This is a genomic window from Escherichia sp. R1, assembly GCF_003000935.1.
Lineage (GTDB): Bacteria > Pseudomonadota > Gammaproteobacteria > Enterobacterales > Enterobacteriaceae > Escherichia > Escherichia coli.
This window is the reverse complement of sequence record NZ_PSRU01000012.1, coordinates 147,956-173,027: the sequence shown is the minus strand read 5'-3', so window position 1 is coordinate 173,027 and position 25,072 is coordinate 147,956. Positions and strand designations below refer to the sequence as shown.

General features: G+C 49.1%; 23 protein-coding genes, 1 rRNA gene and 1 pseudogene. 11 read left to right on the top strand and 14 right to left on the bottom strand.

The genetic code is table 11. The features are described from left to right. Positions 1-3 precede the first annotated feature (3 nt). A 5S ribosomal RNA gene (rrf, locus tag C4F37_RS16035) occupies positions 4-119 on the top strand. Positions 120-223: 104 nt separating this feature from the next. Here the strand turns inward: rrf and mobB are convergent. Both mobB and mobA read right to left on the bottom strand, forming a co-directional pair. Continuing rightward, on the bottom strand, positions 224-751 hold the full coding sequence (gene mobB, locus C4F37_RS16030; RefSeq protein WP_000907613.1) for a molybdopterin-guanine dinucleotide biosynthesis protein MobB: 528 nt from the start codon (positions 749-751) through the stop codon (positions 224-226). Then, positions 733-1,317: a molybdenum cofactor guanylyltransferase MobA gene (mobA, locus tag C4F37_RS16025; RefSeq protein WP_001052191.1), complete on the bottom strand. Its 585-nt coding sequence runs from the start codon at positions 1,315-1,317 to the stop codon at positions 733-735. The genes mobB and mobA overlap by 19 nt, the downstream gene beginning before the upstream one ends. 69 nt (positions 1,318-1,386) lie before the next feature. Between mobA and C4F37_RS16020 the strand changes: the two genes are divergently transcribed. The 4 genes from C4F37_RS16020 to C4F37_RS16005 all read left to right on the top strand — a co-directional run bounded on the left by C4F37_RS16020 (position 1,387) and on the right by C4F37_RS16005 (position 4,947). Continuing rightward, a complete protein-coding gene (locus tag C4F37_RS16020) occupies positions 1,387-1,656 on the top strand; it encodes a YihD family protein (protein WP_001295263.1) in 270 nt (89 codons plus the stop codon). A 76-nt stretch (positions 1,657-1,732) separates the two neighbouring features. Beyond that, positions 1,733-2,719, top strand: a complete 987-nt coding sequence (srkA, locus tag C4F37_RS16015; RefSeq protein ID WP_001065498.1) for a stress response kinase SrkA — start codon at positions 1,733-1,735, stop codon at positions 2,717-2,719. Positions 2,720-2,735: 16 nt separating this feature from the next. Next, complete coding sequence (gene dsbA, locus C4F37_RS16010; RefSeq protein WP_000725354.1) at positions 2,736-3,362, top strand: thiol:disulfide interchange protein DsbA; 627 nt, start codon at positions 2,736-2,738, stop codon at positions 3,360-3,362. 154 nt (positions 3,363-3,516) lie between these two features. After that, complete coding sequence (locus C4F37_RS16005; protein WP_001540257.1) at positions 3,517-4,947, top strand: YdgA family protein; 1,431 nt, start codon at positions 3,517-3,519, stop codon at positions 4,945-4,947. A gap of 40 nt (positions 4,948-4,987) precedes the next feature. Here C4F37_RS16005 and C4F37_RS16000 read toward each other — a convergent pair whose 3' ends face one another. Then, positions 4,988-5,920, bottom strand: coding sequence for an acyltransferase (locus C4F37_RS16000; RefSeq protein ID WP_001443189.1), 933 nt, complete (start codon positions 5,918-5,920; stop codon positions 4,988-4,990). A gap of 363 nt (positions 5,921-6,283) precedes the next feature. On the opposite strand from C4F37_RS16000, the gene polA reads away from it, so the two are divergent. Next, the gene (gene polA / locus C4F37_RS15990; protein WP_000249991.1) at positions 6,284-9,070 is read left to right on the top strand and encodes a DNA polymerase I; all 2,787 of its coding nucleotides are present in this window, start codon (positions 6,284-6,286) and stop codon (positions 9,068-9,070) included. Between the two features lie 165 nt (positions 9,071-9,235). After that, positions 9,236-9,283 carry a spot 42 RNA, inhibition of DNA synthesis gene (locus C4F37_RS28415; protein ID WP_071892919.1) on the top strand — a complete coding sequence of 16 codons (48 nt, stop codon included), beginning with the start codon at positions 9,236-9,238 and terminating at the stop codon, positions 9,281-9,283. 168 nt (positions 9,284-9,451) lie between these two features. Here C4F37_RS28415 and yihA read toward each other — a convergent pair whose 3' ends face one another. Further along, entirely contained in the window at positions 9,452-10,084 is a 633-nt protein-coding gene (yihA, locus tag C4F37_RS15985) for a ribosome biogenesis GTP-binding protein YihA/YsxC (RefSeq protein WP_000183349.1), read from the bottom strand. A gap of 296 nt (positions 10,085-10,380) precedes the next feature. Between yihA and C4F37_RS27875 the strand changes: the two are divergent. The 3 genes and pseudogenes from C4F37_RS27875 (at position 10,381) to hemN (ending at position 12,737) form a co-directional block, all read left to right on the top strand. After that, a pseudogene (locus tag C4F37_RS27875) lies at positions 10,381-10,547 on the top strand (hypothetical protein). 118 nt (positions 10,548-10,665) lie between these two features. Next, positions 10,666-11,175: a Der GTPase-activating protein YihI gene (gene yihI / locus C4F37_RS15980; protein ID WP_001295266.1), complete on the top strand. Its 510-nt coding sequence runs from the start codon at positions 10,666-10,668 to the stop codon at positions 11,173-11,175. 188 nt (positions 11,176-11,363) lie between these two features. Then, entirely contained in the window at positions 11,364-12,737 is a 1,374-nt protein-coding gene (gene hemN / locus C4F37_RS15975; protein ID WP_000116096.1) for an oxygen-independent coproporphyrinogen III oxidase, read from the top strand. Positions 12,738-12,969: 232 nt separating this feature from the next. On the opposite strand, the gene C4F37_RS15970 is transcribed toward hemN, so the two are convergent. From C4F37_RS15970 to glnA, 4 genes are all read right to left on the bottom strand, one after another. Continuing rightward, positions 12,970-13,080 (bottom strand): YshB family small membrane protein, encoded by a 111-nt coding sequence (locus C4F37_RS15970; RefSeq protein WP_000893994.1) that lies wholly within the window; start codon positions 13,078-13,080, stop codon positions 12,970-12,972. A gap of 111 nt (positions 13,081-13,191) precedes the next feature. Further along, positions 13,192-14,601 carry a nitrogen regulation protein NR(I) gene (gene glnG, locus C4F37_RS15965; RefSeq protein ID WP_001315107.1) on the bottom strand — a complete coding sequence of 470 codons (1,410 nt, stop codon included), beginning with the start codon at positions 14,599-14,601 and terminating at the stop codon, positions 13,192-13,194. Positions 14,602-14,612: 11 nt separating this feature from the next. Further along, positions 14,613-15,662, bottom strand: coding sequence for a nitrogen regulation protein NR(II) (gene glnL, locus C4F37_RS15960; RefSeq protein ID WP_001540261.1), 1,050 nt, complete (start codon positions 15,660-15,662; stop codon positions 14,613-14,615). 173 nt (positions 15,663-15,835) lie between these two features. Next, on the bottom strand, positions 15,836-17,245 hold the full coding sequence (glnA, locus tag C4F37_RS15955; RefSeq protein WP_001271717.1) for a glutamate--ammonia ligase: 1,410 nt from the start codon (positions 17,243-17,245) through the stop codon (positions 15,836-15,838). A gap of 372 nt (positions 17,246-17,617) precedes the next feature. Between glnA and typA the strand changes: the two genes are divergently transcribed. Then, the gene (gene typA / locus C4F37_RS15945) at positions 17,618-19,441 is read left to right on the top strand and encodes a ribosome-dependent GTPase TypA (protein WP_000570668.1); all 1,824 of its coding nucleotides are present in this window, start codon (positions 17,618-17,620) and stop codon (positions 19,439-19,441) included. Between the two features lie 74 nt (positions 19,442-19,515). Here typA and C4F37_RS15940 read toward each other — a convergent pair whose 3' ends face one another. Genes C4F37_RS15940 through C4F37_RS15915 form a run of 6 tightly spaced genes read right to left on the bottom strand, consistent with a single transcriptional unit; the run spans position 19,516 to position 25,052 of the window. After that, the gene (locus tag C4F37_RS15940) at positions 19,516-20,214 is read right to left on the bottom strand and encodes a Cof-type HAD-IIB family hydrolase (protein ID WP_001540262.1); all 699 of its coding nucleotides are present in this window, start codon (positions 20,212-20,214) and stop codon (positions 19,516-19,518) included. After that, positions 20,214-21,068 carry an STM4011 family radical SAM protein gene (locus C4F37_RS15935; RefSeq protein WP_001540263.1) on the bottom strand — a complete coding sequence of 285 codons (855 nt, stop codon included), beginning with the start codon at positions 21,066-21,068 and terminating at the stop codon, positions 20,214-20,216. The genes C4F37_RS15940 and C4F37_RS15935 overlap by 1 nt, the downstream gene beginning before the upstream one ends. Further along, positions 21,065-22,303: an STM4012 family radical SAM protein gene (locus C4F37_RS15930; protein WP_001540266.1), complete on the bottom strand. Its 1,239-nt coding sequence runs from the start codon at positions 22,301-22,303 to the stop codon at positions 21,065-21,067. Before C4F37_RS15930 ends, C4F37_RS15935 begins: the two co-directional genes overlap by 4 nt. Beyond that, positions 22,296-23,168: an STM4013/SEN3800 family hydrolase gene (locus C4F37_RS15925; protein WP_001540268.1), complete on the bottom strand. Its 873-nt coding sequence runs from the start codon at positions 23,166-23,168 to the stop codon at positions 22,296-22,298. The genes C4F37_RS15930 and C4F37_RS15925 overlap by 8 nt, the downstream gene beginning before the upstream one ends. After that, positions 23,161-24,147, bottom strand: coding sequence for an STM4014 family protein (locus tag C4F37_RS15920; RefSeq protein WP_001540269.1), 987 nt, complete (start codon positions 24,145-24,147; stop codon positions 23,161-23,163). Before C4F37_RS15920 ends, C4F37_RS15925 begins: the two co-directional genes overlap by 8 nt. A gap of 59 nt (positions 24,148-24,206) precedes the next feature. Continuing rightward, positions 24,207-25,052: an STM4015 family protein gene (locus tag C4F37_RS15915; protein ID WP_000412109.1), complete on the bottom strand. Its 846-nt coding sequence runs from the start codon at positions 25,050-25,052 to the stop codon at positions 24,207-24,209. Between the last annotated feature and the right edge of the window lie 20 nt (positions 25,053-25,072).

Below are 25,072 nucleotides of genomic sequence, written 5' to 3'. Positions count from 1 at the left end.
TTGCCTGGCGGCCTTAGCGCGGTGGTCCCACCTGACCCCATGCCGAACTCAGAAGTGAAACGCCGTAGCGCCGATGGTAGTGTGGGGTCTCCCCATGCGAGAGTAGGGAACTGCCAGGCATCAAATTAAGCGAAGAGCCCAGTCGGAAGACTGGGCTTTTTTGCGTTGGTGCGGAATAAATGCCGGATGCGACGCTGGCGCGTTTGCTCCAGCCTACTCTTGCTTATCCGTCCTGCTTTTGCATCCACTCCACCACAAAATCAGCCAGCCCCTCAACATCATTAATATCCAGTAACGCGACATCAAGATTAAGCGGCACATCACTGGCTACAGCAATAACATGCCTGTCTATCACTAATTCTTCCGGTCGATGTCCGGCTCCATCGCGAAACAGCACAATCTTTGCGATCTCTTCATGCTTAAACCCTTCGACCAGAATCAAATCCAGCTTTGAGGTATCCATTCGACTTGCGAGAAAATGTAGATCCAGCTCTTCTTCGTCTGGTGTTTCTGTCATCAAGGCCCATCGCTGTTGGCTGGCAACGATGGTTTGCGCCGCGCCAGCCTTGCGCAGCTCATAGCTATCTTTGCCCGGTTTATCAACATCCATATCATGGTGCGTATGCTTAATCAGCCCCGGACGGATCCCTCTGGCGCATAATGCCGGGATCAATTTTTTCAGCAGCGTTGTTTTTCCGGTGCCACTCCATGCAGCAAAGGCGAGTAACGGTATCATCGTTTTTCCTGCCATCGGGCAAGCTCCTCTGGCGTATTCACGTTTATAAATGCCTCTTTACGATCGCTGAAATCAACCGCATGACCGCCAGCCAGACGCATAAATGCCATAACCCGGCGTTCTCCTGCTTGCAGATATTCCAGTAATAAAGGCTCAATTGCGCGGTTTACCAGAGCAATAGTCGGGTGATCGCGTTCACCGTCGTGGACCCACACGACAGGCGCATCTTTGCGCTGATGATTAAGCCGGGAGGCTAAATCATGGGGAATGTAAGGCGTATCGCACGGGCAAAACAAAAACCACTCACCCGATTCCTGCTGCATTACTGAAAGCATTCCTGCCAGAGGGCCAGGGTAATCCGCCAGTGAATCTTCAATCACTTTCAGACCGCTTACCTGATAGATTTCCTGATGACGATTAGCATTAACCACGACGTGAGAAAGCTGCGTCATAAGCGCGTCAGCGACATGTTGCCATAATGGTTTGCCGTTTAATTCAAGCAATCCTTTATCTACGCCGCCCATTCGTCTGGCTTTACCGCCCGCCAGCACAACGCCTGTTATCGTCGTCATCAGATTCACCGATATCGCCTCTTTTATTGTGGGATTGACCCTGCTAACGTGTCTGTCTCAAGAGTAAGGAGCATTACTATGAAATGTAAACGTCTGAATGAAGTTATTGAACTCCTCCAGCCAGCCTGGCAAAAAGAGCCAGACCTTAACCTGCTGCAATTTTTGCAGAAACTGGCGAAAGAGTCAGGTTTTGACGGCGAACTGGCGGATTTGACGGATGACATTCTGATCTATCACCTGAAAATGCGTGATTCCGCGAAAGATGCGGTGATCCCGGGTTTGCAGAAAGATTATGAAGAAGATTTCAAAACGGCACTATTACGCGCACGTGGCGTAATTAAAGAGTAAAAGCTTGTAAGCGGCGCAACCAAAATCATCGTGAAATGATATCCTTCATCATTCGTAATGTTTTCCGGATGATGGGATGAACAACAGCGCTTTTACTTTCCAGACACTACACCCGGATACCATCATGGACGCTCTGTTTGAGCATGGGATTCGGGTGGATTCCGGTCTTACCCCGCTTAACAGCTATGAAAACCGTGTCTATCAATTTCAGGACGAAGATCGTCGACGTTTTGTCGTCAAATTTTATCGCCCTGAACGTTGGACAGCCGATCAAATCCTCGAAGAACATCAATTTGCGTTGCAGCTGGTTAACGATGAAGTTCCGGTCGCAGCACCTGTGGCCTTTAATGGTCAGACTTTATTGAACCATCAGGGATTTTATTTCGCTGTTTTTCCAAGCGTCGGTGGTCGCCAGTTCGAAGCTGATAATATCGATCAGATGGAAGCGGTTGGGCGTTATTTAGGGCGTATGCACCAGACGGGGCGCAAACAGCTTTTTATCCATCGCCCGACCATCGGTTTGAATGAATATCTCATTGAGCCACGCAAGCTGTTTGAGGACGCTACACTGATACCTTCCGGGTTGAAAGCGGCATTCCTGAAAGCGACAGATGAGCTGATTGCCGCCGTTACAGCACACTGGCGGGAAGATTTCACCGTTCTGCGGCTACATGGAGACTGCCACGCCGGGAATATTCTCTGGCGCGATGGTCCAATGTTTGTTGATCTGGATGATGCACGTAATGGTCCAGCCGTTCAGGATTTGTGGATGTTGCTCAATGGTGATAAAGCCGAGCAGCGGATGCAACTGGAAACTATTATTGAGGCTTATGAAGAATTTAGCGAGTTCGACACCGCTGAAATCGGACTGATTGAACCTTTACGCGCCATGCGTTTGGTTTATTATCTTGCCTGGCTAATGCGGCGTTGGGCTGATCCCGCGTTCCCGAAAAATTTCCCGTGGTTAACCGGGGAAGATTACTGGCTACGACAGACGGTGACTTTTATAGAACAGGCAAAAGTTCTACAAGAACCCCCTTTGCAATTAACACCTATGTATTAATCGGAGAGAGTAGATCATGAAAAAGATTTGGCTGGCGCTGGCTGGTTTAGTTTTAGCGTTTAGCGCATCGGCGGCGCAGTATGAAGATGGTAAACAGTACACTACCCTGGAAAAACAAGTTGCTGGCGCGCCGCAAGTGCTGGAGTTTTTCTCTTTCTTTTGCCCGCACTGCTATCAGTTTGAAGAAGTTCTGCATATTTCTGATAACGTGAAGAAAAAACTGCCGGAAGGCGTGAAGATGACTAAATACCACGTCAACTTCATGGGGGGGGACCTGGGCAAAGAGCTGACTCAGGCATGGGCTGTGGCGATGGCGCTGGGCGTGGAAGACAAAGTCACAGTTCCGCTGTTTGAAGGCGTACAAAAAACCCAGACCATTCGTTCAGCATCTGATATCCGCGATGTATTTATCAACGCAGGTATTAAAGGTGAAGAGTACGACGCGGCGTGGAACAGCTTCGTGGTGAAATCTCTGGTCGCTCAGCAGGAAAAAGCTGCAGCTGACGTGCAATTGCGTGGTGTTCCGGCGATGTTTGTTAACGGTAAATATCAGCTGAATCCGCAGGGTATGGATACCAGCAATATGGATGTTTTTGTTCAGCAGTATGCTGATACTGTGAAATATCTGTCCGAGAAAAAATAATTCAATGTAAATTACATAAAGCCCGTGAATATTCACGGGCTTTTTTTATTATTTAATAAATATAAATACATTCTGATAATGCGTCCTGCTGCTGGACATTATTTCAGCATAAGTGGATATTCAAAGTTTTGCTGTTTTATCAGGGAATATTTATATGATACGTAAGTCAGCTACAGGTGCCATTGTTGCGTTAGCCGTAATCTGGGGTGGTGGCACATGGTACACAGGTACGCAAATTCAGCCTGGTGTCGAAAAGTTTATTAAAGGTTTTAACGATGCTAAAAAGAAAGGTGAACATGCCTACGATATGATGTTAAGTTATAAAAATTTTGACAAAGGCTTTTTTAATTCCCGTTTTCAAATGCAAATGACATTTGATAACGGTGCACCCGATCTCAATATCAAGCCAGGCCAGAAAATTGTATTTGATGTGGATGTTGAGCACGGTCCGTTGCCCATCACAATGTTAATGCATGGTAATGTCATCCCAGCACTGGCAGCGGCAAAAGTGAACTTAGTGAATAATGAGCTGACACAACCGCTATTTATCGCCGCGAAAAATAAATCGCCCGTGGAAGCGACATTGCGATTCGCGTTTGGTGGCTCATTCTCCACGACATTAGATGTTGCCCCTGCAGAGTATGGAAAGTTTTCTTTTGGTGAAGGCCAGTTTACTTTTAATGGTGATGATAGTTCATTGTCTAACCTGGATATTGAAGGCAAAGTCGAAGATATTGTTCTGCAATTTTCACCAATGAACAAAGTAACGGCGAAAAGTTTTACCATTGATTCTCTGACACGATTAGAAGAAAAGAAATTTCCGGTTGGTGAAAGCGAGTCGAAATTTAATCAGGTTAATATTATCAACCAGGGGGAAGTCGTTGCCCAAATCGATGCTTTCGTTGCAAAAACCAGGCTGGATCGCGTTAAAGACAAAGATTATATCAATGTCAATCTGACCTACGAACTTGATAAGTTAACAAAAGGGAATCAGCAACTCGGTAGTGGTGAGTGGTCATTGATTGCTGAGTCTATTGATCCCTCAGCGGTGCGCCAATTTATCATCCAGTATAACATTGCGATGCAGAAGCAGCTTGCTGCACACCCTGAGTTAGCAAACGATGAAGTTGCTCTGCAAGAAGTGAATGCTGCATTGTTCAAAGAGTATTTACCGTTATTACAAAAAAGTGAGCCGACCATTAAACAACCAGTAAGATGGAAGAACGCACTCGGCGAACTAAATGCCAATCTGGATATCAGTATTGCCGACCCCGCCAAATCTTCATCATCCACAAACAAAGATATTAAATCGCTCAATTTTAATATGAAGTTACCGCTTAATGTCGCCACAGAAACCGCAAAACAGCTTAATTTATCTGAAGGGATGGATGCGGAAAAAGCGCAAAAGCGGGCTGATAAACAAATCAGCGGGATGATGACATTAGGTCAGATGTTGCAGTTAATCACGATTGACAACAATACCGCCTCGCTGCAACTGCGTTATACACCGGGTAAAGTTTTTTTTAACGGTCAGGAGATGAGCGAAGAAGAATTTATGTCTCGTGCCGGACGTTTTGTTCATTAAAATACTCACTCGCCTCTGCTCATTCAGAGGCGAGTAAAACTTACTTTTCCTGCCGCTGTGATGACATCAACGATGTCAGAAGCCGGTCTTTTTCCTGCCACAATGAGTTAAGCCATTGCTGAAAATGGCGCTTAAAGCTTTTGTCATTGATGTAGTCGCCATGTAACTCATCGGCAATAGGCTGTAAATCCACATGTACGACAATTCGCGTCAGTTTACCGCTTAACATATCGAAGAACGGCTGACGGTTATTGTCCGGATAACACAGCGTAACATTAAGCAGTTTATCGAATTGTTTACCCAGTACATTTAGCGCCATTGCAATGCCTGCCGCCTTTGGTGGCAACAAGTTTTGAAAAGTGGAGTGGGTTTGCTGATGTTTTTCTTGCGTGAAACGGGAGCCTTCAACGAAATTGACAATAGTGGTGGGATGCAGGCGAAACTTTTCACAAGAACGCCGAGTGGTTTCAACATCTTTACCACGTCGCTCCGGATGACGTAATAAATAAGCGCGGGAATAACGCTTCATAAACGGCATATCCAGCGCCCAGCACGCCAGGCCAAGAAAAGGCACCCAGGCCAGCTGCTGCTTGAGGAAATATTTATTCATCGGAATGTGCTTACGAAACAGCACGCACAGTACGACAATATCTGCCCAACTACGGTGGTTACAAATAAGCAGATACCAGTTCTTCTTACTTAACCCTTCCAGCCCGTGAACTTCCCATTGCAGGTGTGGGTTCAGATGCAGTAATACCGCCAGACCTTCACACCAGCAATACATCATAAAATCACAAAAACGCGAAACCTTTCGCCAAATGACTGGCACAGGTAGCAATAGTTTTACAATCCCGGCAATGATGATCGGGACGGAACAAAAAATAGTGACCAAAATGGTCAATACGATACTCAGCAAAAGGGTTATCGCAGCGAGTATTCTCGTCATAATGAATTTATTCAAAAGGTTAGCCATAGACAGTGCGCTAAAGAAGCGCAAGGCGCAGATTTTAGCAGAAAACGACCCAAATAACGGATGATCCTTAAGGAGAAAAATAATTCATATCTATCCACATTAGAAAAAATCCCATTATCTCAATTATTAGGGATGGCTTTATTTTTAACTGCATGAAAAACAAAGACAAACACCATGCTGTAAAAAGCATGATAATAAATTAAAAGCGATGTAAATAATTTATGCACAAAGTTATCCACATGACGATTTGCGAGCGATCCAGAAGATCTACAAAAGATTTTCACGAAAAGCGGTGAAAAACTCATGTTTTCATCCTGTCTGTGGCATCCTTTACCCATAATCTGATAAACAGGCACGGACATTATGGTTCAGATCCCCCAAAATCCACTTATCCTTGTAGATGGTTCATCTTACCTTTATCGCGCATATCACGCGTTTCCCCCGCTGACTAACAGCGCAGGCGAGCCGACCGGTGCGATGTATGGTGTCCTCAACATGCTGCGCAGTCTGATCATGCAATATAAACCGACGCATGCAGCGGTGGTCTTTGACGCCAAGGGAAAAACCTTTCGTGATGAACTGTTTGAACATTACAAATCACATCGCCCGCCAATGCCGGACGATCTGCGAGCACAAATCGAACCTCTGCACGCGATGGTTAAAGCGATGGGACTGCCGCTGCTGGCGGTTTCTGGCGTAGAAGCGGACGACGTTATTGGTACTCTGGCGCGCGAAGCCGAAAAAGCCGGGCGTCCGGTGCTGATCAGCACTGGCGATAAAGATATGGCGCAGCTGGTGACACCAAATATCACGCTTATCAACACCATGACGAATACCATCCTCGGACCGGAAGAGGTGGTGAATAAGTACGGCGTGCCGCCAGAACTGATCATCGATTTCCTGGCGCTGATGGGTGACTCCTCTGATAACATTCCTGGCGTACCGGGCGTCGGTGAAAAAACCGCGCAGGCATTGCTGCAAGGTCTTGGCGGGCTGGATACGCTGTATGCCGAGCCAGAAAAAATTGCTGGGTTGAGCTTCCGTGGCGCGAAAACAATGGCAGCGAAGCTCGAGCAAAACAAAGAAGTTGCTTATCTCTCATACCAGCTGGCGACGATTAAAACCGACGTTGAACTGGAGCTGACCTGTGAACAACTGGAAGTGCAGCCACCGGCGGCGGAAGAGTTGTTAGGGCTGTTCAAAAAGTATGAGTTCAAACGCTGGACTGCTGATGTCGAAGCGGGAAAATGGCTACAGGCTAAAGGGGCGAAACCCGCAGCCAGGCCGCAGGAAACCAGTGTTGCAGACGAAGCGCCAGAAGTGACGGCAACGGTGATTTCTTATGACAACTACGTCACCATCCTTGATGAAGAAACACTGAAAGAGTGGATTGCGAAGCTGGAAAAAGCGCCGGTATTTGCATTTGATACCGAAACTGACAGCCTTGATAACATCTCTGCTAACCTGGTCGGGCTTTCTTTTGCTATCGAGCCAGGCGTAGCGGCATATATTCCGGTTGCTCATGATTATCTTGATGCGCCCGATCAAATCTCTCGCGAGCGTGCACTCGAGCTGCTAAAACCGCTGCTGGAAGATGAAAAGGCGCTGAAGGTCGGGCAAAACCTGAAATACGATCGCGGTATTCTGGCGAACTACGGCATTGAACTACGTGGGATTGCGTTTGATACCATGTTGGAGTCCTACATTCTCAATAGCGTTGCCGGACGTCACGATATGGACAGCCTCGCGGAACGTTGGTTGAAGCACAAAACCATCACTTTTGAAGAGATTGCGGGTAAAGGCAAAAATCAACTGACCTTTAACCAGATTGCCCTCGAAGAAGCCGGACGTTACGCCGCCGAAGATGCAGATGTCACCTTGCAGTTGCATCTGAAAATGTGGCCGGATCTGCAAAAACACAAAGGGCCGTTGAACGTCTTCGAGAATATCGAAATGCCGCTGGTGCCGGTGCTTTCACGCATTGAACGTAACGGTGTGAAGATCGATCCGAAAGTGCTGCACAATCACTCTGAAGAGCTCACCTTGCGTCTGGCTGAGCTGGAAAAGAAAGCGCATGAAATTGCAGGTGAAGAATTTAACCTTTCTTCCACCAAGCAGTTACAAACCATTCTGTTTGAAAAACAGGGCATTAAACCGCTGAAGAAAACTCCGGGTGGCGCGCCGTCAACGTCGGAAGAGGTACTGGAAGAACTGGCGCTGGACTATCCGTTGCCAAAAGTGATTCTGGAGTATCGTGGTCTGGCGAAGCTGAAATCGACCTACACCGACAAGCTGCCGTTGATGATCAACCCGAAAACCGGGCGTGTACATACCTCTTATCACCAGGCAGTAACCGCAACGGGACGTTTATCGTCAACCGATCCTAACCTGCAAAACATTCCGGTGCGTAACGAAGAAGGTCGCCGTATCCGCCAGGCGTTTATTGCGCCAGAGGATTATGTGATTGTCTCAGCGGACTACTCGCAGATTGAACTGCGCATTATGGCGCATCTCTCGCGTGACAAAGGCTTGCTGACCGCATTCGCCGAAGGAAAAGATATCCACCGTGCAACGGCGGCAGAAGTGTTTGGTTTGCCACTGGAAACCGTCACCAGCGAGCAACGTCGTAGCGCGAAAGCGATCAACTTTGGTCTGATTTATGGCATGAGTGCTTTCGGTCTGGCGCGGCAATTGAACATTCCGCGTAAAGAAGCGCAGAAGTACATGGACCTTTACTTCGAACGCTACCCTGGCGTGCTGGAGTATATGGAACGCACCCGTGCTCAGGCGAAAGAGCAGGGCTACGTTGAAACGCTGGACGGACGCCGTCTGTATCTGCCGGATATCAAATCCAGCAATGGTGCTCGTCGTGCAGCGGCTGAACGTGCAGCCATTAACGCGCCAATGCAGGGAACCGCCGCCGACATTATCAAACGGGCGATGATTGCCGTTGATGCGTGGCTACAGGCTGAGCAACCGCGCGTTCGTATGATCATGCAGGTACACGATGAACTGGTATTTGAAGTCCATAAAGATGATGTCGATGCCGTCGCGAAGCAGATTCATCAACTGATGGAAAACTGTACCCGTCTGGATGTGCCGTTGCTGGTGGAAGTGGGGAGTGGCGAAAACTGGGATCAGGCGCACTAAGATTTGCCTGAACATGCCCTTTTTTCGTAAGTAAGCAACATAAGCTGTCACGTTTTGTGATGGCTATTAGAAATTCCTATGCAACAACTGAAAAAAAATTACAAAAAATGCTTTCTGAACTGAACAAAAAAGAGTAAAGTTAGTCGCGTAGGGTACAGAGGTAAGATGTTCTATCTTTCAGACCTTTTACTTCACGTAATCGGATTTGGCTGAATATTTTAGCCGCCCCAGTCAGTAATGACTGGGGCGTTTTTTATTGGGCGAAAGAAAAGATCCGTAATGCCTGATACGCCATGTTTATCAGGCCAACGGTAGAATTGTAATCTATTGAATTTACGGGCCGGATACGCCACATCCGGCACAAGCATTAAGGCAAGAAAATTATTCGCCGTCCTGCGTTTCTTCTACAGGCTGCATCTCGCTAAACCAGGTATCCAGTTTCTGCCGCAGCTTGTCCACGCCTTGTTTCTTCAGCGAAGAAAACGTTTCAACCTGCACATCACCGTTAAACGCCAGCACCGCTTCACGCACCATATTCAATTGCGCTTTACGTGCGCCGCTTGCCAGTTTGTCCGCTTTGGTCAGCAGTACCAGCACGGCGATATTGCTGTCTACCGCCCACTCAATCATCTGCTGATCCAAATCTTTCAGCGGATGGCGAATATCCATTAGCACCACCAGACCTTGCAGGCTCTGACGTTTTTCGAGGTACTCGCCGAGCGCGCGCTGCCATTTGCGCTTCATCTCTTCCGGGACTTCCGCATAACCGTACCCAGGCAAGTCAACCAGACGCTTGCCGTCAGCCACTTCAAACAGGTTGATAAGCTGGGTGCGCCCTGGGGTTTTTGAGGTACGAGCCAGGCTTTTCTGGTTAGTCAGCGTGTTCAGCGCGCTGGATTTACCTGCGTTGGAACGGCCTGCAAAAGCCACTTCAATTCCGGTATCGGAAGGTAGGTGGCGAATATCAGGCGCACTCATCACAAAATGCGTCTGTTGATAATTCAAATTAGTCAAAGCGGTCGTCTCCATCAGTCAAAGCTTTGCGGCGATTATACCTGAACCATAATAAAAGGCGGATTTTTCGGCGTGAGCGTTGTAAGTAAAAGCCATACGCTTTGTGAGACATTGCCGATAGTCTTTATGCGAAATAGCAGAGAAAATTCTGCGACGTATGTCAAATAAGCTATATAAATCAGTGAATTGCTTTTATATAAAACTCTGAAAATGTGCAAATACTGATGGCGGTTGATTGTTTATTTAAAGCAAAGGCGTAAAGTAGCACCCATAGAGCGAGGACGCTAACAGGAACAATGACTCAGGATGAGGGTCAGGAGCGCCAGGAGGCGAAGACAGAGGATTGTCAGGAAGATAAACGTCCGGAGACGTAATTAAATGGAAATGGAATCAACACGGATTGTTCCGGCTAATGGAAAAACAGGGTGTGTTGGCGGCCTGCAAGGATTGTAAGACCCGTTAAGGGTTATGAGTCAGGAAAAAAGGCGACAGAGTAATCTGTCGCCTTTTTTCTTTGCTTGCTTTCTGTTAGATTCCGCCGCAAATCTATACTGAATAAAACGGCTAAAAGACGAACCATTATGAAACCATCATCTTCAAACTCACGCAGCAAAGGTCATGCAAAAGCGCGTCGAAAAACACGCGAGGAGCTGGATCAGGAAGCTCGTGACCGTAAGCGTCAGAAAAAACGTCGTGGTCATGCGCCGGGCAGCCGCGCAGCGGGCGGTAACACCACGTCAGGCAGCAAAGGTCAGAACGCACCAAAAGATCCACGTATTGGCAGTAAAACCCCTATTCCATTGGGCGTGACTGAAAAAGTCACCAAGCAGCACAAACCGAAGAGTGAGAAACCTATGCTTTCACCGCAGGCGGAGTTGGAGTTACTGGAAACGGATGAGCGTCTGGATGCGCTGCTGGAACGTCTGGAAGCAGGCGAAACCCTGAGCGCCGAAGAGCAATCCTGGGTGGATGCCAAACTGGATCGTATTGATGAGTTGATGCAGAAACTCGGCCTCTCTTATGACGATGACGAAGAAGAGGAAGAAGACGAGAAGCAAGAAGACATGATGCGTCTGCTGCGGGGCAACTAACGGATTGCCGCCGTGGGCCTTCCCGTTCTGCTGATAACCCTTCCGGTTATATGTTATCTGGTGTGGTTATTCGTTAAACTACAGCGGTTGTCGCGGCGACAAAAGTGGCTGCGCAACCGGCTGATGACTCGAAACGGGCATCCGCCGGTACGCCGTAGCCGCCAGAGACGCCATCGGAAGGAGTGAGCATGTCTGTACAGCAAATCGACTGGGATCTGGCCCTGATCCAGAAATATAACTATTCCGGGCCACGATACACCTCGTACCCGACCGCGCTGGAGTTTTCAGAAGACTTCGGCGAACAGGCGTTTTTACAAGCCGTGGCGCGCTATCCTGAGCGTCCATTATCTCTCTACGTACATATTCCGTTCTGCCATAAGCTTTGTTACTTCTGCGGTTGCAATAAGATTGTTACTCGCCAGCAGCACAAGGCCGATCAGTATCTGGACGCGCTGGAGCAAGAAATCGTCCATCGTGCACCGCTGTTCGCCGGGCGTCACGTCAGCCAATTGCACTGGGGCGGCGGAACGCCGACGTATCTGAATAAAGCGCAAATCAGCCGTCTGATGAAGCTGCTGCGCGAAAACTTCCAGTTCAATGCCGATGCGGAGATCTCGATCGAAGTCGATCCGCGGGAAATCGAACTGGATGTACTCGATCATTTACGCGCCGAAGGCTTTAATCGGCTGAGCATGGGCGTGCAGGACTTCAACAAAGAAGTGCAACGTCTGGTTAACCGCGAGCAGGATGAAGAGTTCATCTTTGCACTGCTTAACCATGCGCGTGAGATTGGCTTTACCTCCACCAACATCGACCTGATTTACGGCCTGCCGAAACAGACGCCGGAGAGTTTCGCCTTTACCCTGAAACGCGTGGCGGAGCTGAACCCCGATCGTCTGAGCGTCTTTAACTACGCGCATTTGCCGACCATTTTTGCTGCTCAGCGCAAAATCAAAGACGCTGACCTGCCGAGTCCGCAGCAAAAACTCGATATCCTGCAGGAAACCATCGCCTTCCTGACACAATCGGGCTATCAGTTTATCGGTATGGATCACTTTGCCCGTCCGGATGACGAGCTGGCGGTGGCCCAGCGTGAAGGCGTGCTGCATCGTAACTTCCAGGGCTACACCACCCAGGGCGATACCGATCTGCTTGGGATGGGCGTTTCCGCCATCAGCATGATTGGCGACTGCTACGCGCAGAACCAGAAAGAGTTGAAGCAGTACTATCAGCAAGTGGATGAACAAGGCAATGCGCTGTGGCGTGGTATTGCGCTAACGCGTGATGACTGTATTCGCCGCGATGTGATTAAGTCGCTCATCTGCAACTTCCGTCTGGATTACGCCCCTATTGAGCAACAGTGGGATTTGCTCTTCGCTGATTACTTTGCGGAAGATCTCAAGCTGCTCGCCCCGTTAGCAAAAGATGGGCTGGTGGATGTGGATGAGAAGGGAATACAGGTGACGGCGAAAGGTCGCTTGCTGATCCGCAACATTTGCATGTGCTTTGATACCTATCTGCGCCAGAAAGCGCGGATGCAGCAGTTCTCTCGGGTGATTTAAATTGTGAATGGCGCTTCGTTTACAAAGTAGAAAACGAAAGCGCCATCAATGTGCTGAGAACAAGATTGCCTGATGCGCTACGCTTATCAGGCCTGCAAAATCTGTTGAAATTATTGCTTTTGTAGGCCGGATAAGGCGTTTACGCCGCATCCGGCAATCAACGCCTGATGCGACGCTGGTTGCGTCTTATCAGGCCTACGACTTTCTCCGCATCCGGCGTAAACAACGAGCTTCAGCTAAACAGACCAATCATCGCGGCACACAGCACGGCAGCAACAGCAGTTTGCGGTGTGTGGCTGTCAACTGCGCCACTCGATACCAGATTAATTATTGATTCCAGCATAATGACTCTCCCCGTTTTCCGGGCAAGATCATACTGAACTTATCGGAACAGTAAAGCGCAAAATACCAGCAATTTGCGCTCAATAATCAATCTTTACACACAAGCCGTGAATCACTCCATCCCCAGCTCTTTTAACTTACGCGTCAGGGTGTTGCGACCCCAGCCAAGTAGCCGCGCCGCTTCCTGTTTATGCCCCTGCGTATGTCGCAGCGCGGTGGTCAGTAACGTCCGTTCCAGCTCTGGCTGTGCTTCGGAAAGCAGGTTTTGATGACCGGAACGCAGCGCTCTGTCTGCCCACTGTGCTAACAGCGTTGCCCAACTGTCCGGCTGCATGTGTGAAGTGCTTTCCGGTACGTTTGATTCAAACAGTTCGCCAGGCAAATCCTGAATCAACACTTCCTGCCCGGCGGCCATCACCGTTAGCCAGCGACAGGTGTTTTCCAGCTGGCGCACGTTGCCTGGCCACGCCAGACGCGTCAGCGCGGCTTCGGTTTCCGGATGCAGCAACTTCGCTTCTACGCCCAGCTCTCGCGCGGCAACCTGTAAAAAATGGCGCGCCAGACGGGGAATATCTTCCCGACGTTCGCGCAGCGGCGGCAGATGAACGCGGATGACGTTCAGGCGGTGGAACAGATCCTCACGGAACTTGCCTTCCTGCACCCGCTGTTCAAGATTCTGGTGAGTGGCAGCGATAATCCGCACATCTACTTTCACCGGCGCATAGCCGCCAACGCGATAAAACTGACCGTCTGCCAGCACGCGCAGCAAACGCGTCTGCACATCCAGCGGCATATCGCCAATTTCATCGAGAAATAATGTACCGCCATCAGCCTGTTCAAAACGCCCCTGACGAATGGTATTCGCGCCGGTAAATGCGCCTTTCTCGTGACCAAACAGTTCGGATTCGATCAAATCCTTCGGGATAGCCGCCATATTGAGCGCGATAAACGGCGCTTTGGCTCGCGGACTGTGGCGATGCAGGGCATGAGCGACCAGTTCTTTACCGGTGCCGGATTCGCCGTTAATCAGCACGCTAATAGAAGAACGCGAAAGCCGACCGATAATCCGGAACACGTCCTGCATGGCTGGCGCTTCACCGATGATATCGGTCGTTGGGCCGTTAAGCTGAACATTACGCGGCTGCTGCTGTTCCTGGTAATGACTGATGGCGCGCTCAACCAGCGCCACGGCTTCGTCGATATCAAACGGTTTGGGCAGATAATCAAATGCCCCTTGTTGATAGGCGCTGACGGCAGCATCCAGATCGGAATGTGCGGTCATAATGATGACCGGAAGCATCGGATGGCGCTGTTTAATCTGCTTGAGCAGCGCCAGCCCGTCCATTCCCGGCATACGGATATCTGAAAGCAGCACATCCGGCGTTTTGCTCGCCAGCGCCTCCAGTACTTCCGCGCCGTTCTCAAATGTCGTACAGGTTAAACCCGCTCCAGCGAGCGCACGTTCAAGCACCCAACGGATGGAACTATCGTCATCGACTACCCAGACTATCCCTCGTTGCATAAACGTCACCTTTATTTCCTGATAGGCAGGTAAACCGAGAACTCGGTATGACCTGGCCAACTGGTAAATTCAATTTTGCCTGAATGCTGATCAATCAAATTACGGGCGATGGATAAGCCAAGCCCGGTGCCACCTTCGCGGCCGCTGACCATCGGGTAAAACAGCGTATCCTGCAAATGAGGCGGAATGCCCGGCCCGTTATCTTCCACATCAATCCGCGCCGCCAGCCGATAGCGCTCGCCGTGTAAGGTCAGTTGAAACGCTGTGCGGGTACGTAGAATGATTTCACCACCCTCCGGCCCCAGCGCCTGTAGCGCATTGCGCACAATATTCAGCAAGACCTGTTCAATTTGATCCGGGTCGTGCGCCAGTTCCGGCAGGCTGGGGTCGTAATCCCGAATCAACCGCACGTTGTTCGGCAGTTCCATCGACACCAGCGTCACCACGCGTTCAGCCACTTTGTGAATACTTTCGGTAATGCGCGTACCGGGCAGCTGCGGCCCCAACAGACGGTCGACCAGATTTCGCAGCCGGTCCGCCTGTTCGATAATCACTTTGGTATATTCGAGTAGTGACAGGTCAGGTAATGCTTTGCTGAGCAGCTGCGCCGCGCCACGTAAACCGCCAAGCGGATTTTTAATCTCATGTGCCAGGCCGCGCACTAAATCACGGGCAGCAACCTGCTGGGCGTGCTGTAGCTGTTCCTGACTTAAGCGGCGCTGGTTATCCATCGGTGCCATCTCCAGCAGGATCATGCCGTCCGGCATACGCTGAGCCGTCACAGAAAGGATATGCGAGCGCCCGTCGATGACCAGCGTCACTTCGTTATCGGTAAAACCTTGCCCCGCCTCCAGACTTTCTTGCATCAGCTCGATATTTAATGAGAAGTAGCTCAACAGTTCCGGTAACGGCGTACCAAACAATTTGCGGGAGCTTTGGGCGAGCAGTTGTTGCGCGGCGGGGTTGGCGTAATGGATCGCCAGATTGTCATCGATTAACAAAATACTGTTAATCAGCGAGTTGAGGATCTGCCCAGCATCGGGCTGCGTGCCTGTTGCCATAAAGCAGTCTCCTGAACAGGTTGCACCATTTTAGTGCATTATAGCTTTTTACGGATAAAAAGCGCGAAGCATCAGAGAATTGACGGAGAAAAAAGCCCATGCAGAGATGGGCTGAAAGTTTCCACGGCAACTAAATCCCGGCGTTGTTGCGCCGGGTAGTACAACTTCAACTATTAGACGCTGTAGTACAGCTCAAACTCTACCGGATGCGGAGTCATACGCACGCGGTCATCTTCTTCGCGACGCAGAGCGATGTACGCATCGATCGCTTCATCCGTGAACACGCCACCAGCTTTCAGGAACTCGCGGTCCAGATCCAGTTCGTTCAGTGCTTCTTCCAGAGAGCCTGCAACCTGTGGGATCTCTTTCGCTTCTTCTGGCGGCAGGTCATACAGGTTTTTGTCCATGGCTTCGCCCGGATGGATCTTGTTCTTGATGCCATCAAGACCGGCCATCAGCAGGGCAGCAAAGCACAGGTACGGGTTAGCCGCCGGGTCCGGGAAACGTACTTCGATACGACGTGCTTTCGGAGAAGAAACCACCGGAATACGGATAGACGCAGAACGGTTACGCGCAGAGTAAGCCAGCATTACCGGTGCTTCGTAGCCCGGGACCAGACGCTTGTAAGAGTTGGTGGTCGGGTTTGCCAGGGCGTTAATCGCTTTCGCGTGTTTGATTACACCGCCAATGTAGTACAGTGCCTGTTCAGACAGACCTGCGTATTTGTCGCCAGCAAACAGGTTGACGCCGTTTTTAGACAGCGACATGTGGCAGTGCATACCGGAACCGTTATCACCGAACATCGGTTTTGGCATAAAGGTCGCGGTCTTACCGAAACGGTGCGCCACGTTGTGCACGACATATTTGTAGATCTGAATTTCGTCAGCTTTTTTGGTCATGGTATTGAAGCGGGTAGCCACTTCGTTCTGACCTGCGGTAGCGACTTCGTGGTGATGAGCTTCAACTACCAGACCCATCTGTTCCATCACCAGACACATTTCAGAACGAATATCCTGAGCTGAGTCTACCGGCGGAACCGGGAAGTAACCGCCTTTCACTGCCGGACGGTGACCTTTGTTACCACCTTCATATTGGGTGGAGGAGTTCCATGCACCTTCGATATCGTCGATAGCAACGTGGGAACCGGAGATAGACGATCCGAAACGGATGTCATCGAACAGGAAGAATTCAGGTTCTGGCCCGAACAGTACGGTGTCGGCAATGCCAGTAGAACGCAGGTAATCTTCAGCGCGCTTCGCAATAGAGCGCGGGTCACGGTCATAGCCTTGCAGGGTGCCAGGTTCAAGGATGTCGCAACGGATAATCAGGGTAGAATCGGCGAAGAACGGGTCAATCACTGCGGTGGATGCGTCTGGCATCAGCACCATATCGGATTCGTTAATGCCTTTCCAGCCGCCAATCGAGGAGCCGTCAAACATTTTGCCTTCTTCGAAGAATTCGGCATTCACCTGATGAGCAGGGATAGTGACGTGCTGTTCTTTACCTTTGGTATCGGTGAAGCGCAAATCAACAAACTTCACTTCGTGCTCGTTCAGCATCGTCAGTACGTGTTCAGCGGACATACTTTAACTCTCCTGGATTGGTCATTGTCGTCGTGGTAACGAAATCTGCAATTAAATGGGCCGTGTCGCCGTAAAAAAGATAAAGCGAAATCTGTGCCAACTTTTAAATTGCCCCTAAAAGGCGTTATCATGCTTAACATCGTGCAAAAGGGCTGCACCATGATGTGAATGTTGCACCAATATAGTGCTTCAATGGGAACATTAAGCACCATATTGGTGCAATGACCTTTGGATAACCCTTTTTATGCTCCGTGAAAGCGATCACAAAGGGACTCTGCAATACTTGTTTGCGGAGGATGTTTGTGATCCTGTTTTGTAGTGCGATTAATCCGTGTACAATAACGCGCTATTTCTAATGCCTGAGGCAAAGTTGTGATCGAAAAATTGCGTAATATCGCCATCATCGCGCACGTAGACCATGGTAAAACCACCCTGGTAGACAAGCTGCTCCAACAATCCGGTACGTTCGACTCTCGTGCCGAAACCCAAGAGCGCGTGATGGACTCCAACGATTTGGAGAAAGAGCGTGGGATTACCATCCTCGCGAAAAACACCGCTATCAAATGGAATGATTACCGTATCAACATCGTTGATACCCCGGGGCACGCCGACTTCGGTGGTGAAGTTGAACGTGTAATGTCCATGGTAGACTCAGTGCTGCTGGTGGTTGACGCATTTGACGGCCCGATGCCGCAAACGCGCTTCGTAACCAAAAAAGCGTTTGCTTACGGCCTGAAGCCGATTGTTGTTATCAACAAAGTTGACCGCCCTGGCGCGCGTCCTGATTGGGTTGTGGATCAGGTATTCGATCTGTTCGTTAACCTCGACGCGACCGACGAGCAGCTGGACTTCCCGATCGTTTACGCTTCTGCGCTGAACGGTATCGCGGGTCTGGACCACGAAGATATGGCGGAAGACATGACCCCGCTGTACCAGGCGATTGTTGACCACGTTCCTGCGCCGGACGTTGACCTTGACGGTCCGTTCCAGATGCAGATTTCTCAGCTCGATTACAACAGCTATGTTGGCGTTATCGGCATTGGCCGCATCAAGCGCGGTAAAGTGAAGCCGAACCAGCAGGTTACTATCATCGATAGCGAAGGCAAAACCCGCAACGCGAAAGTCGGTAAAGTGCTGGGCCACCTCGGTCTGGAACGTATCGAAACCGATCTGGCGGAAGCTGGCGATATCGTGGCGATCACGGGCCTTGGCGAACTGAACATTTCTGACACCGTTTGCGACACGCAAAACGTTGAAGCGCTGCCGGCACTCTCCGTTGATGAGCCGACCGTTTCTATGTTCTTCTGCGTTAACACCTCGCCGTTCTGCGGTAAAGAAGGTAAGTTCGTAACGTCTCGTCAGATCCTGGATCGTCTGAACAAAGAACTGGTACACAACGTTGCGCTGCGCGTAGAAGAAACCGAAGACGCCGATGCGTTCCGCGTTTCTGGTCGTGGCGAACTGCACCTGTCTGTTCTGATCGAAAACATGCGTCGTGAAGGTTTCGAACTGGCGGTATCCCGTCCGAAAGTAATCTTCCGTGAAATCGACGGTCGTAAACAAGAGCCGTATGAAAACGTGACGCTGGACGTTGAAGAACAGCATCAGGGTTCTGTGATGCAGGCGCTGGGCGAACGTAAAGGCGACCTGAAAAACATGAATCCAGACGGTAAAGGCCGCGTACGTCTCGACTACGTGATCCCAAGCCGTGGTCTGATTGGCTTCCGTTCTGAGTTCATGACCATGACTTCCGGTACTGGTCTGCTGTACTCCACCTTCAGCCACTACGACGACGTACGTCCGGGCGAAGTGGGTCAGCGTCAGAACGGTGTACTGATCTCTAACGGTCAGGGTAAAGCGGTCGCGTTCGCGCTGTTCGGTCTGCAGGACCGTGGTAAGCTGTTCCTCGGTCACGGTGCAGAAGTTTACGAAGGTCAGATTATCGGTATTCATAGCCGCTCTAACGACCTGACTGTAAACTGCCTGACCGGTAAGAAACTGACCAACATGCGTGCTTCCGGTACTGACGAAGCCGTTGTTCTGGTTCCGCCTATCCGCATGACTCTGGAACAAGCTCTGGAGTTCATCGATGATGACGAACTGGTAGAAGTGACTCCGACCTCTATCCGTATTCGTAAACGTCACCTGACGGAAAACGATCGTCGTCGCGCCAACCGCGCACCGAAAGACGATTAATTTCGTTTTTTAGTCATAAAAAAACCTGCCAGCGATGGCAGGTTTTTTTGCTTTTGTAGACCTGATAAGAGGCATCATGAACTGAACCCCTGCGCATAAAGAAAATCCGCAATCGCGTCAGTGTTGTTGTGACCGATAACGCAGTTAGAGCTGGCTTTTGCCAGAAAGCTACCATTGCCCATCGCAATACCTTTCCCTACCATCTGCAACATCCCCGCATCATTATCGTTATCGCCAAAGGCGATGATTTCATCCAGAGCGATATTTTGCTGCTGTGCATACCAGGCCAGACTTTTGCCTTTCTCACACCCCGCCTGTGTAATATCCAGTTGATGATGCCAGGACCAGCTACAGGCCAGCGATAATTCTTGCCGGGCAAATTCCTCAGCCTGGCGCAATAACGAAGCCTTGCGATGTACCAGGCTAATCTGCAAAACAAAATCATCATACGTATAAAAATGTGGCTGTAATGCCTGTTGTGAAAACCAGCGTCGTAGCCGTTCCACCTTGTGGATATCAAGCGGCAGCGGACGCAATATTTGCCGCTGGCGCGGATGATAAAGATAGCTGCCGTTACAGCAAATCATCGGCCCGGTTAACTGCAATTGCTGGTAATACGGCAGGGCTTCGCTGTGCGAACGTCCGGTGGCGAGAATAATCTTCACACCTACCTGTTGTGCGCTTTGCAGCGCCGAAACCGACGCAGGGGAAATCATCTTCTTGCTGTTCAGCAATGTGCCGTCTAGATCGAGCGCGATTAACCGGCAGATCATTAAGGGAAGATCCGAAAACAGCGTTCAGCATCAAATTGTGAGAGGGCCGGGATATCCTGACGCAGATGATAAGCCAGATAACAGTGGCAGTGCCTGGCCATACAGGCTGGAGATGAAAGTTGCTGCTGATATAAATTGCCGATTTTAATTTTGCTGATATTACAGGCGAAGAGATCGCCTTCGGCATTCATAAACACGCTCTTTTTGCCGCCGAGACAAAACGCAACATTGGCAGGCCAGAGGCTGGTTTCCAGATGATAAAGCGGGTCCAACCTCTGAAACTGGCTATTTCTTTCGTCGCTGGTGGGCCTTTTATCGCGCTCATTGGCGTTTAGCCAGAAATAGATATCGGCAGGAAGATGCGCGCGTAACCACTGGAATGCGTCATAGTCGGTTACGCTGGCAACGGCCCCCACACAACAGGCAATCCCTGCGTCCTTAATTGCCAGTATCTGTTTAAGGAAAACTTCTTTACTGACCTGGGAAGGATGAAATGAACACCACAGCCGCAGCTTTGCCAGATCGCCCAGATGATGTTGAAAAGTCGCAATTAACGCAGATAAATTAAACGAGGCATTGGTCTGAATACCCACCGCTTGCACATGGGAATAACGGCTGATTACCGCCATCGCCGCCATATAATACCGATAACGCAATGCTTCGCCGTAGGGCGTAATCAACACATTTAACGGTGAACCCAGCGCCGGTAAATGCTCAACCATGCGCCATAATGCCGCTTCATCCTGCTGCTTATCATTGCGGTCTTGTTTATGAAACGGACAATAGCCACAGCGATAATTACACGACTTTATCTCGCCGCGATAAATCAGCGTCTGGATCTGCTTGAGCGTCATCGTTTATGCGTCTCCAGCCTGCGAACTTCCGGGGAAATAAACAGCGGGCCAAGCTGGTCCGAAAGCGCCATACCCTGCGCGGTGAGCTGAATGCGATTATCCTGCTGGTGGCAATAATCTTGTTTGATAAAATCGCCCAGCAGGGGAAAATCGCTTAATACCTCAGAGGAGAACTGGCGCTGATAATCACGTAACGAAAGCCCTTTATAGAAAAAGAGATTCTTGATAACAAAACGCCGCTTCATCTCTGCTTGCGAAAGCACATAGCCGTGGTTAATAAGGGTTTTATCTTGTCGGGCGATAAAATCCGCGACAATTTGTCGCGATGCAGGCTGGTTTTGCGACCACGGCGTGCAGTAATGTAAATTGCCAAGGTAACTGCGCCCGCCCGCGCCAAGCGCCAGCGAATTTTCAAAGCCACAACTTTCAACCGCCGAATGATTATTCACCCGCACAAAACGGCGCATTGACGTTTGCGTATAACCTTCATGCAATAAGCGATCGCGGGCTTCAATATAGAGGCTATACATATCCGGCTGGCGAGGCATGTTATACAGTGGGTACAGAAACAGTTCGTCAGGTTGATAATCTAATGCCTGATTAAGCGACGCCAATAAACTTGCGGCTGTTTGACCGGGAATACCGTAAATAATATCAATATTGAGTATCGGGAAATTACCCGTGCGCAGTAGCTCCAGCGCCCGATGGGCATTTTTAGTGCTATGGCGGCGGTGTAATGTGGCAAGTTCCAGATCGTTAAAACTCTGAACACCAATACTGACACGGTTTACCGCAAGCTGGCGCAACAACGCGACTTTTTCGGCAGTGGTATCGGAAGGCGATGTTTCAATGGCCTTAAAAATCTGCGCATCGACCTGTAATTCGTCAAACACCCCGCGAAACAATCGCGACAGTTGCCCGACATTAAGCAGCAGTGGCGTACCGCCGCCAATGGTAAAACTGGCCCAGTCTACAGGCGCAAGTTGCATTTGCCGGGCCTGGACGATAATCGCCTCTATGTAGTTGTCGATAAAAGCATTGTCTGCGCCCGTGCAGGTAAAAAGATTACAAAACCCGCAGCGGCTCTGGCAAAAAGGCATATGAATATAGAGATGTGTTTTATGCTCGTAAATACGCGACTTCACATCTGCAAAAGCAATATTGTTTAATTCCCGATAAGCGGTCTTATGCGGGTAACTGTACATATATTGCTGATAAATCGATTCATTATTCATGGGTTTTGCCGTCTAACACAAAGTGAAAATAGGGTACGGTATTGACAATCGGATGGTTAAAACTGTGGAAATATTTACCGTCTTCCCCGTAGCAGGTACCATGATCGGAGCAGAGAATAACTAACGTCTCCCGCCCGGTTTGCCGAAAGATATCGAAAAGTTTTTCGATTCTCGCATCAATATAATGCAGGGCAGCGGCGTGAGTTTCTACCGTATCGCCAGGCTTGGCATTTTCAATATAAAAATGATTGGGATAATGAATGGTGTCGATATTGATATACATCATCAGCGGATGTTCAGCATTTACCTTTTTATTAATTAAGGTGAGTTGATTATCCATGCTCTCTTTTACCGTGCAGGAGAAATTAGGATACCAGTAACTCTCTTTAAACATCGCCGGGAACACTTTCCCCATCCCTGAACGGTTATTAAAAAAGGAGACGCCACCCACGCAGATAGTGCGGTAACCTTTGTTTTCCAGCCCTTTAATCCACGTCTCTTCGCTGAATGCGAACGCATTTTTTGGCCCTAAACGCCCTAAACCAATATCTTTCGGGAAAAAGAGCATTGAATGACCCGGTGCCGCTTCCAGCGGCTTAGGCATAAAACCAGAGAACATCGAATGATGCGAAGGCCAGGTAAAATTGCCAGCGGCTTCGCACTTGATCCAGCGACCATAGCGGTTAATGTTCGGCGTATTGCCCGCCTCTTGTTCCTGAACCGCAATATCAAAACGCAGGGAATCAAGCACTACAAACAGAACATTCGCCTCCCTGGCTATCAAATCATTCATATTGATTTCGCCATCGCAGGAATGGATTGCCGTGCGGGTATTTTCCGGTACTTCGTCTGTTACGTTATACATGGTGTTCTCTCATTACCTGAATCTGGCGTTGATAAATTATGTTTTGTTCGCAGGTGTCCTGATAAATAAGATCGCCCTGGCCGTTAATTTCGATAATATAGGGTGTTAAATTTTGCGTGAGTAATACGTCAAGCCCGGCAATGTGTACGTCCGGATAGAGTTTCATGGCGTTGAGACAAAGCGTGTCAATTTCAGCCACTTTTTCGGCGGGTAAATTAAGATCGGCAAAACGGATAGCTTCATTTTGCAGATGCAAATTGGTGATCGGCTGTGATGATGTTCTGACAACCCGCCAGACGATTTCGCCATTAACATACACGATGTGTAAATCGTAGCTTTTATTGCCCACTCTGGCTTTTGCCAGCCAGCGTTCGATAATATTTTCTTGTTGTAAAATAGTATTCACAATCAACGTAATATCATCGCTGTTTTCATAGCGGATAATGTGTTTACTGTTCACCAGCCTGTTACCTGCAACCTGGATGGCGCAATAAAGCACCTGACGGTTATCGCCGGGATGTAGACTCAAAGCCAGCACCCCGGCGGCCCCTGATCCGAAATTCGGCTTAATAAACACGCGATAAACCTTTTCGCTGCGCATACAGGCGATCAGTTGATCGTAGCTACGGATATCATCCGCTAATATCGGCGGTGTCGGGATCGCGTGTTCTATTAATCGCTGTTTACAGTGGCGTTTATCCAGAAGATGAATAATACTTTCTGGTGAGTTAATAAAACGGATTTCCCTTCGGTTAGCCATTTTTTGTAAAAAAGTAATATAGTTTTGGCTAACCGTATTAATTAAGCGAATATCTGTTTCCTGATGTAAGGGGGGATCGATTTTTACCATGCTTTTATTTAGCGGCAGGGTAAGCGCTTGATCATAGTTCACCACGTTGATATGTTCCTGTAAGCGTGACGCTGCCTGGCAAAAATAAAATGTGCGCTTGCTTTCAGGATGACCAATTAGCGTAATCACGAAGAATTCCTTTTCTGTGATAAATAATGGGAGAGATGACTCTCTCCCAAAAATGTTATTTATTCAGTAAACATCGGATTCATATAAACTTCGTCATCATAGACTTCAGGCGTTAGCGCTTCTGATAATTCAACAGTACATGTCAGTGTTTTTTGCAGTTTTTTCTGCATCGCTGTTGTCAGGTAATGATGATACAAATCCAGCAACTTTAGATGGCTAAGGCGATCGGCATGTTTGAGAAGATGCTCTGCACCTTCGTCGGTAAGCGTACCGCAGGAGAGTGCCAACACTTCCAGTTGCGGCAGAATGTCGCTTTCCAGCACGCGGCGGACGATTTCGTTTTGCTCTTCGCTGTTCACCAGACCAAGATGCGTCAGGCTTGGGAAGAGGGATTTCGACGCCAGTTTCATCACGATATCCAGCGATGTATCAAAACCATAATCCTCAACGCCAATATAAACGATAAGTGTTTTTAACGCAGGCAGTTGAGAGTTTTGCAATGACGCAAACACATTACACGGTGTACCGCCAGAGATGATTTCCAGGTGCTCCAGTTTGTCGTGGGCGATTTCTCCCAGTTCCAGGTCTTGAGTACCTTTAATCGTCAGCTTTTTGAGGTTCGGCAGTGCGGCATACAGACGAGAATAATCGCCTTGTTTTATCCACGAAATTTCACACTCTTCGCTTTCCATATCGCCGATAAACAGGGACTCAAGATGAGCAAAGCGTTCTGCATGTTCAGCAAACATGTCGATTATCGGTTGACAACTTTCCTCGTAGCATTCCCCCCAACGACTAATGACCAAAGAGCGAATTTTTACCAAGTCTTCATCAGCTAAAATATTATTAATAAATTCTTCTTGCGGGATCTCATTATTCCAATCTATAAAAAATTTCTTTTCCATTTTCTCATTCCTTGTGGGTG

Excerpts from the sequence above, each read along its gene's own strand:
- yihI (WP_001295266.1), top strand. The coding sequence starts at position 10,666 with ATGAAACCATCATCTTCAAACTCACGCAGCAAAGGTCATGCAAAAGCG.
- C4F37_RS15915 (WP_000412109.1), bottom strand. The coding sequence starts at position 25,052 with ATGGAAAAGAAATTTTTTATAGATTGGAATAATGAGATCCCGCAAGAA.
- C4F37_RS15925 (WP_001540268.1), bottom strand. The coding sequence starts at position 23,168 with ATGTATAACGTAACAGACGAAGTACCGGAAAATACCCGCACGGCAATC.
- mobB (WP_000907613.1), bottom strand. The coding sequence starts at position 751 with ATGGCAGGAAAAACGATGATACCGTTACTCGCCTTTGCTGCATGGAGT.
- glnL (WP_001540261.1), bottom strand. The coding sequence starts at position 15,662 with ATGGCAACAGGCACGCAGCCCGATGCTGGGCAGATCCTCAACTCGCTG.
- C4F37_RS15940 (WP_001540262.1), bottom strand. The coding sequence starts at position 20,214 with ATGATCTGCCGGTTAATCGCGCTCGATCTAGACGGCACATTGCTGAAC.
- C4F37_RS16000 (WP_001443189.1), bottom strand. The coding sequence starts at position 5,920 with ATGGCTAACCTTTTGAATAAATTCATTATGACGAGAATACTCGCTGCG.
- glnG (WP_001315107.1), bottom strand. The coding sequence starts at position 14,601 with ATGCAACGAGGGATAGTCTGGGTAGTCGATGACGATAGTTCCATCCGT.
- polA (WP_000249991.1), top strand. The coding sequence starts at position 6,284 with ATGGTTCAGATCCCCCAAAATCCACTTATCCTTGTAGATGGTTCATCT.
- hemN (WP_000116096.1), top strand. The coding sequence starts at position 11,364 with ATGTCTGTACAGCAAATCGACTGGGATCTGGCCCTGATCCAGAAATAT.
- C4F37_RS15935 (WP_001540263.1), bottom strand. The coding sequence starts at position 21,068 with ATGACGCTCAAGCAGATCCAGACGCTGATTTATCGCGGCGAGATAAAG.
- C4F37_RS15930 (WP_001540266.1), bottom strand. The coding sequence starts at position 22,303 with ATGAATAATGAATCGATTTATCAGCAATATATGTACAGTTACCCGCAT.
- C4F37_RS16020 (WP_001295263.1), top strand. The coding sequence starts at position 1,387 with ATGAAATGTAAACGTCTGAATGAAGTTATTGAACTCCTCCAGCCAGCC.
- glnA (WP_001271717.1), bottom strand. The coding sequence starts at position 17,245 with ATGTCCGCTGAACACGTACTGACGATGCTGAACGAGCACGAAGTGAAG.
- srkA (WP_001065498.1), top strand. The coding sequence starts at position 1,733 with ATGAACAACAGCGCTTTTACTTTCCAGACACTACACCCGGATACCATC.
- C4F37_RS15970 (WP_000893994.1), bottom strand. The coding sequence starts at position 13,080 with ATGCTGGAATCAATAATTAATCTGGTATCGAGTGGCGCAGTTGACAGC.
- dsbA (WP_000725354.1), top strand. The coding sequence starts at position 2,736 with ATGAAAAAGATTTGGCTGGCGCTGGCTGGTTTAGTTTTAGCGTTTAGC.
- C4F37_RS16005 (WP_001540257.1), top strand. The coding sequence starts at position 3,517 with ATGATACGTAAGTCAGCTACAGGTGCCATTGTTGCGTTAGCCGTAATC.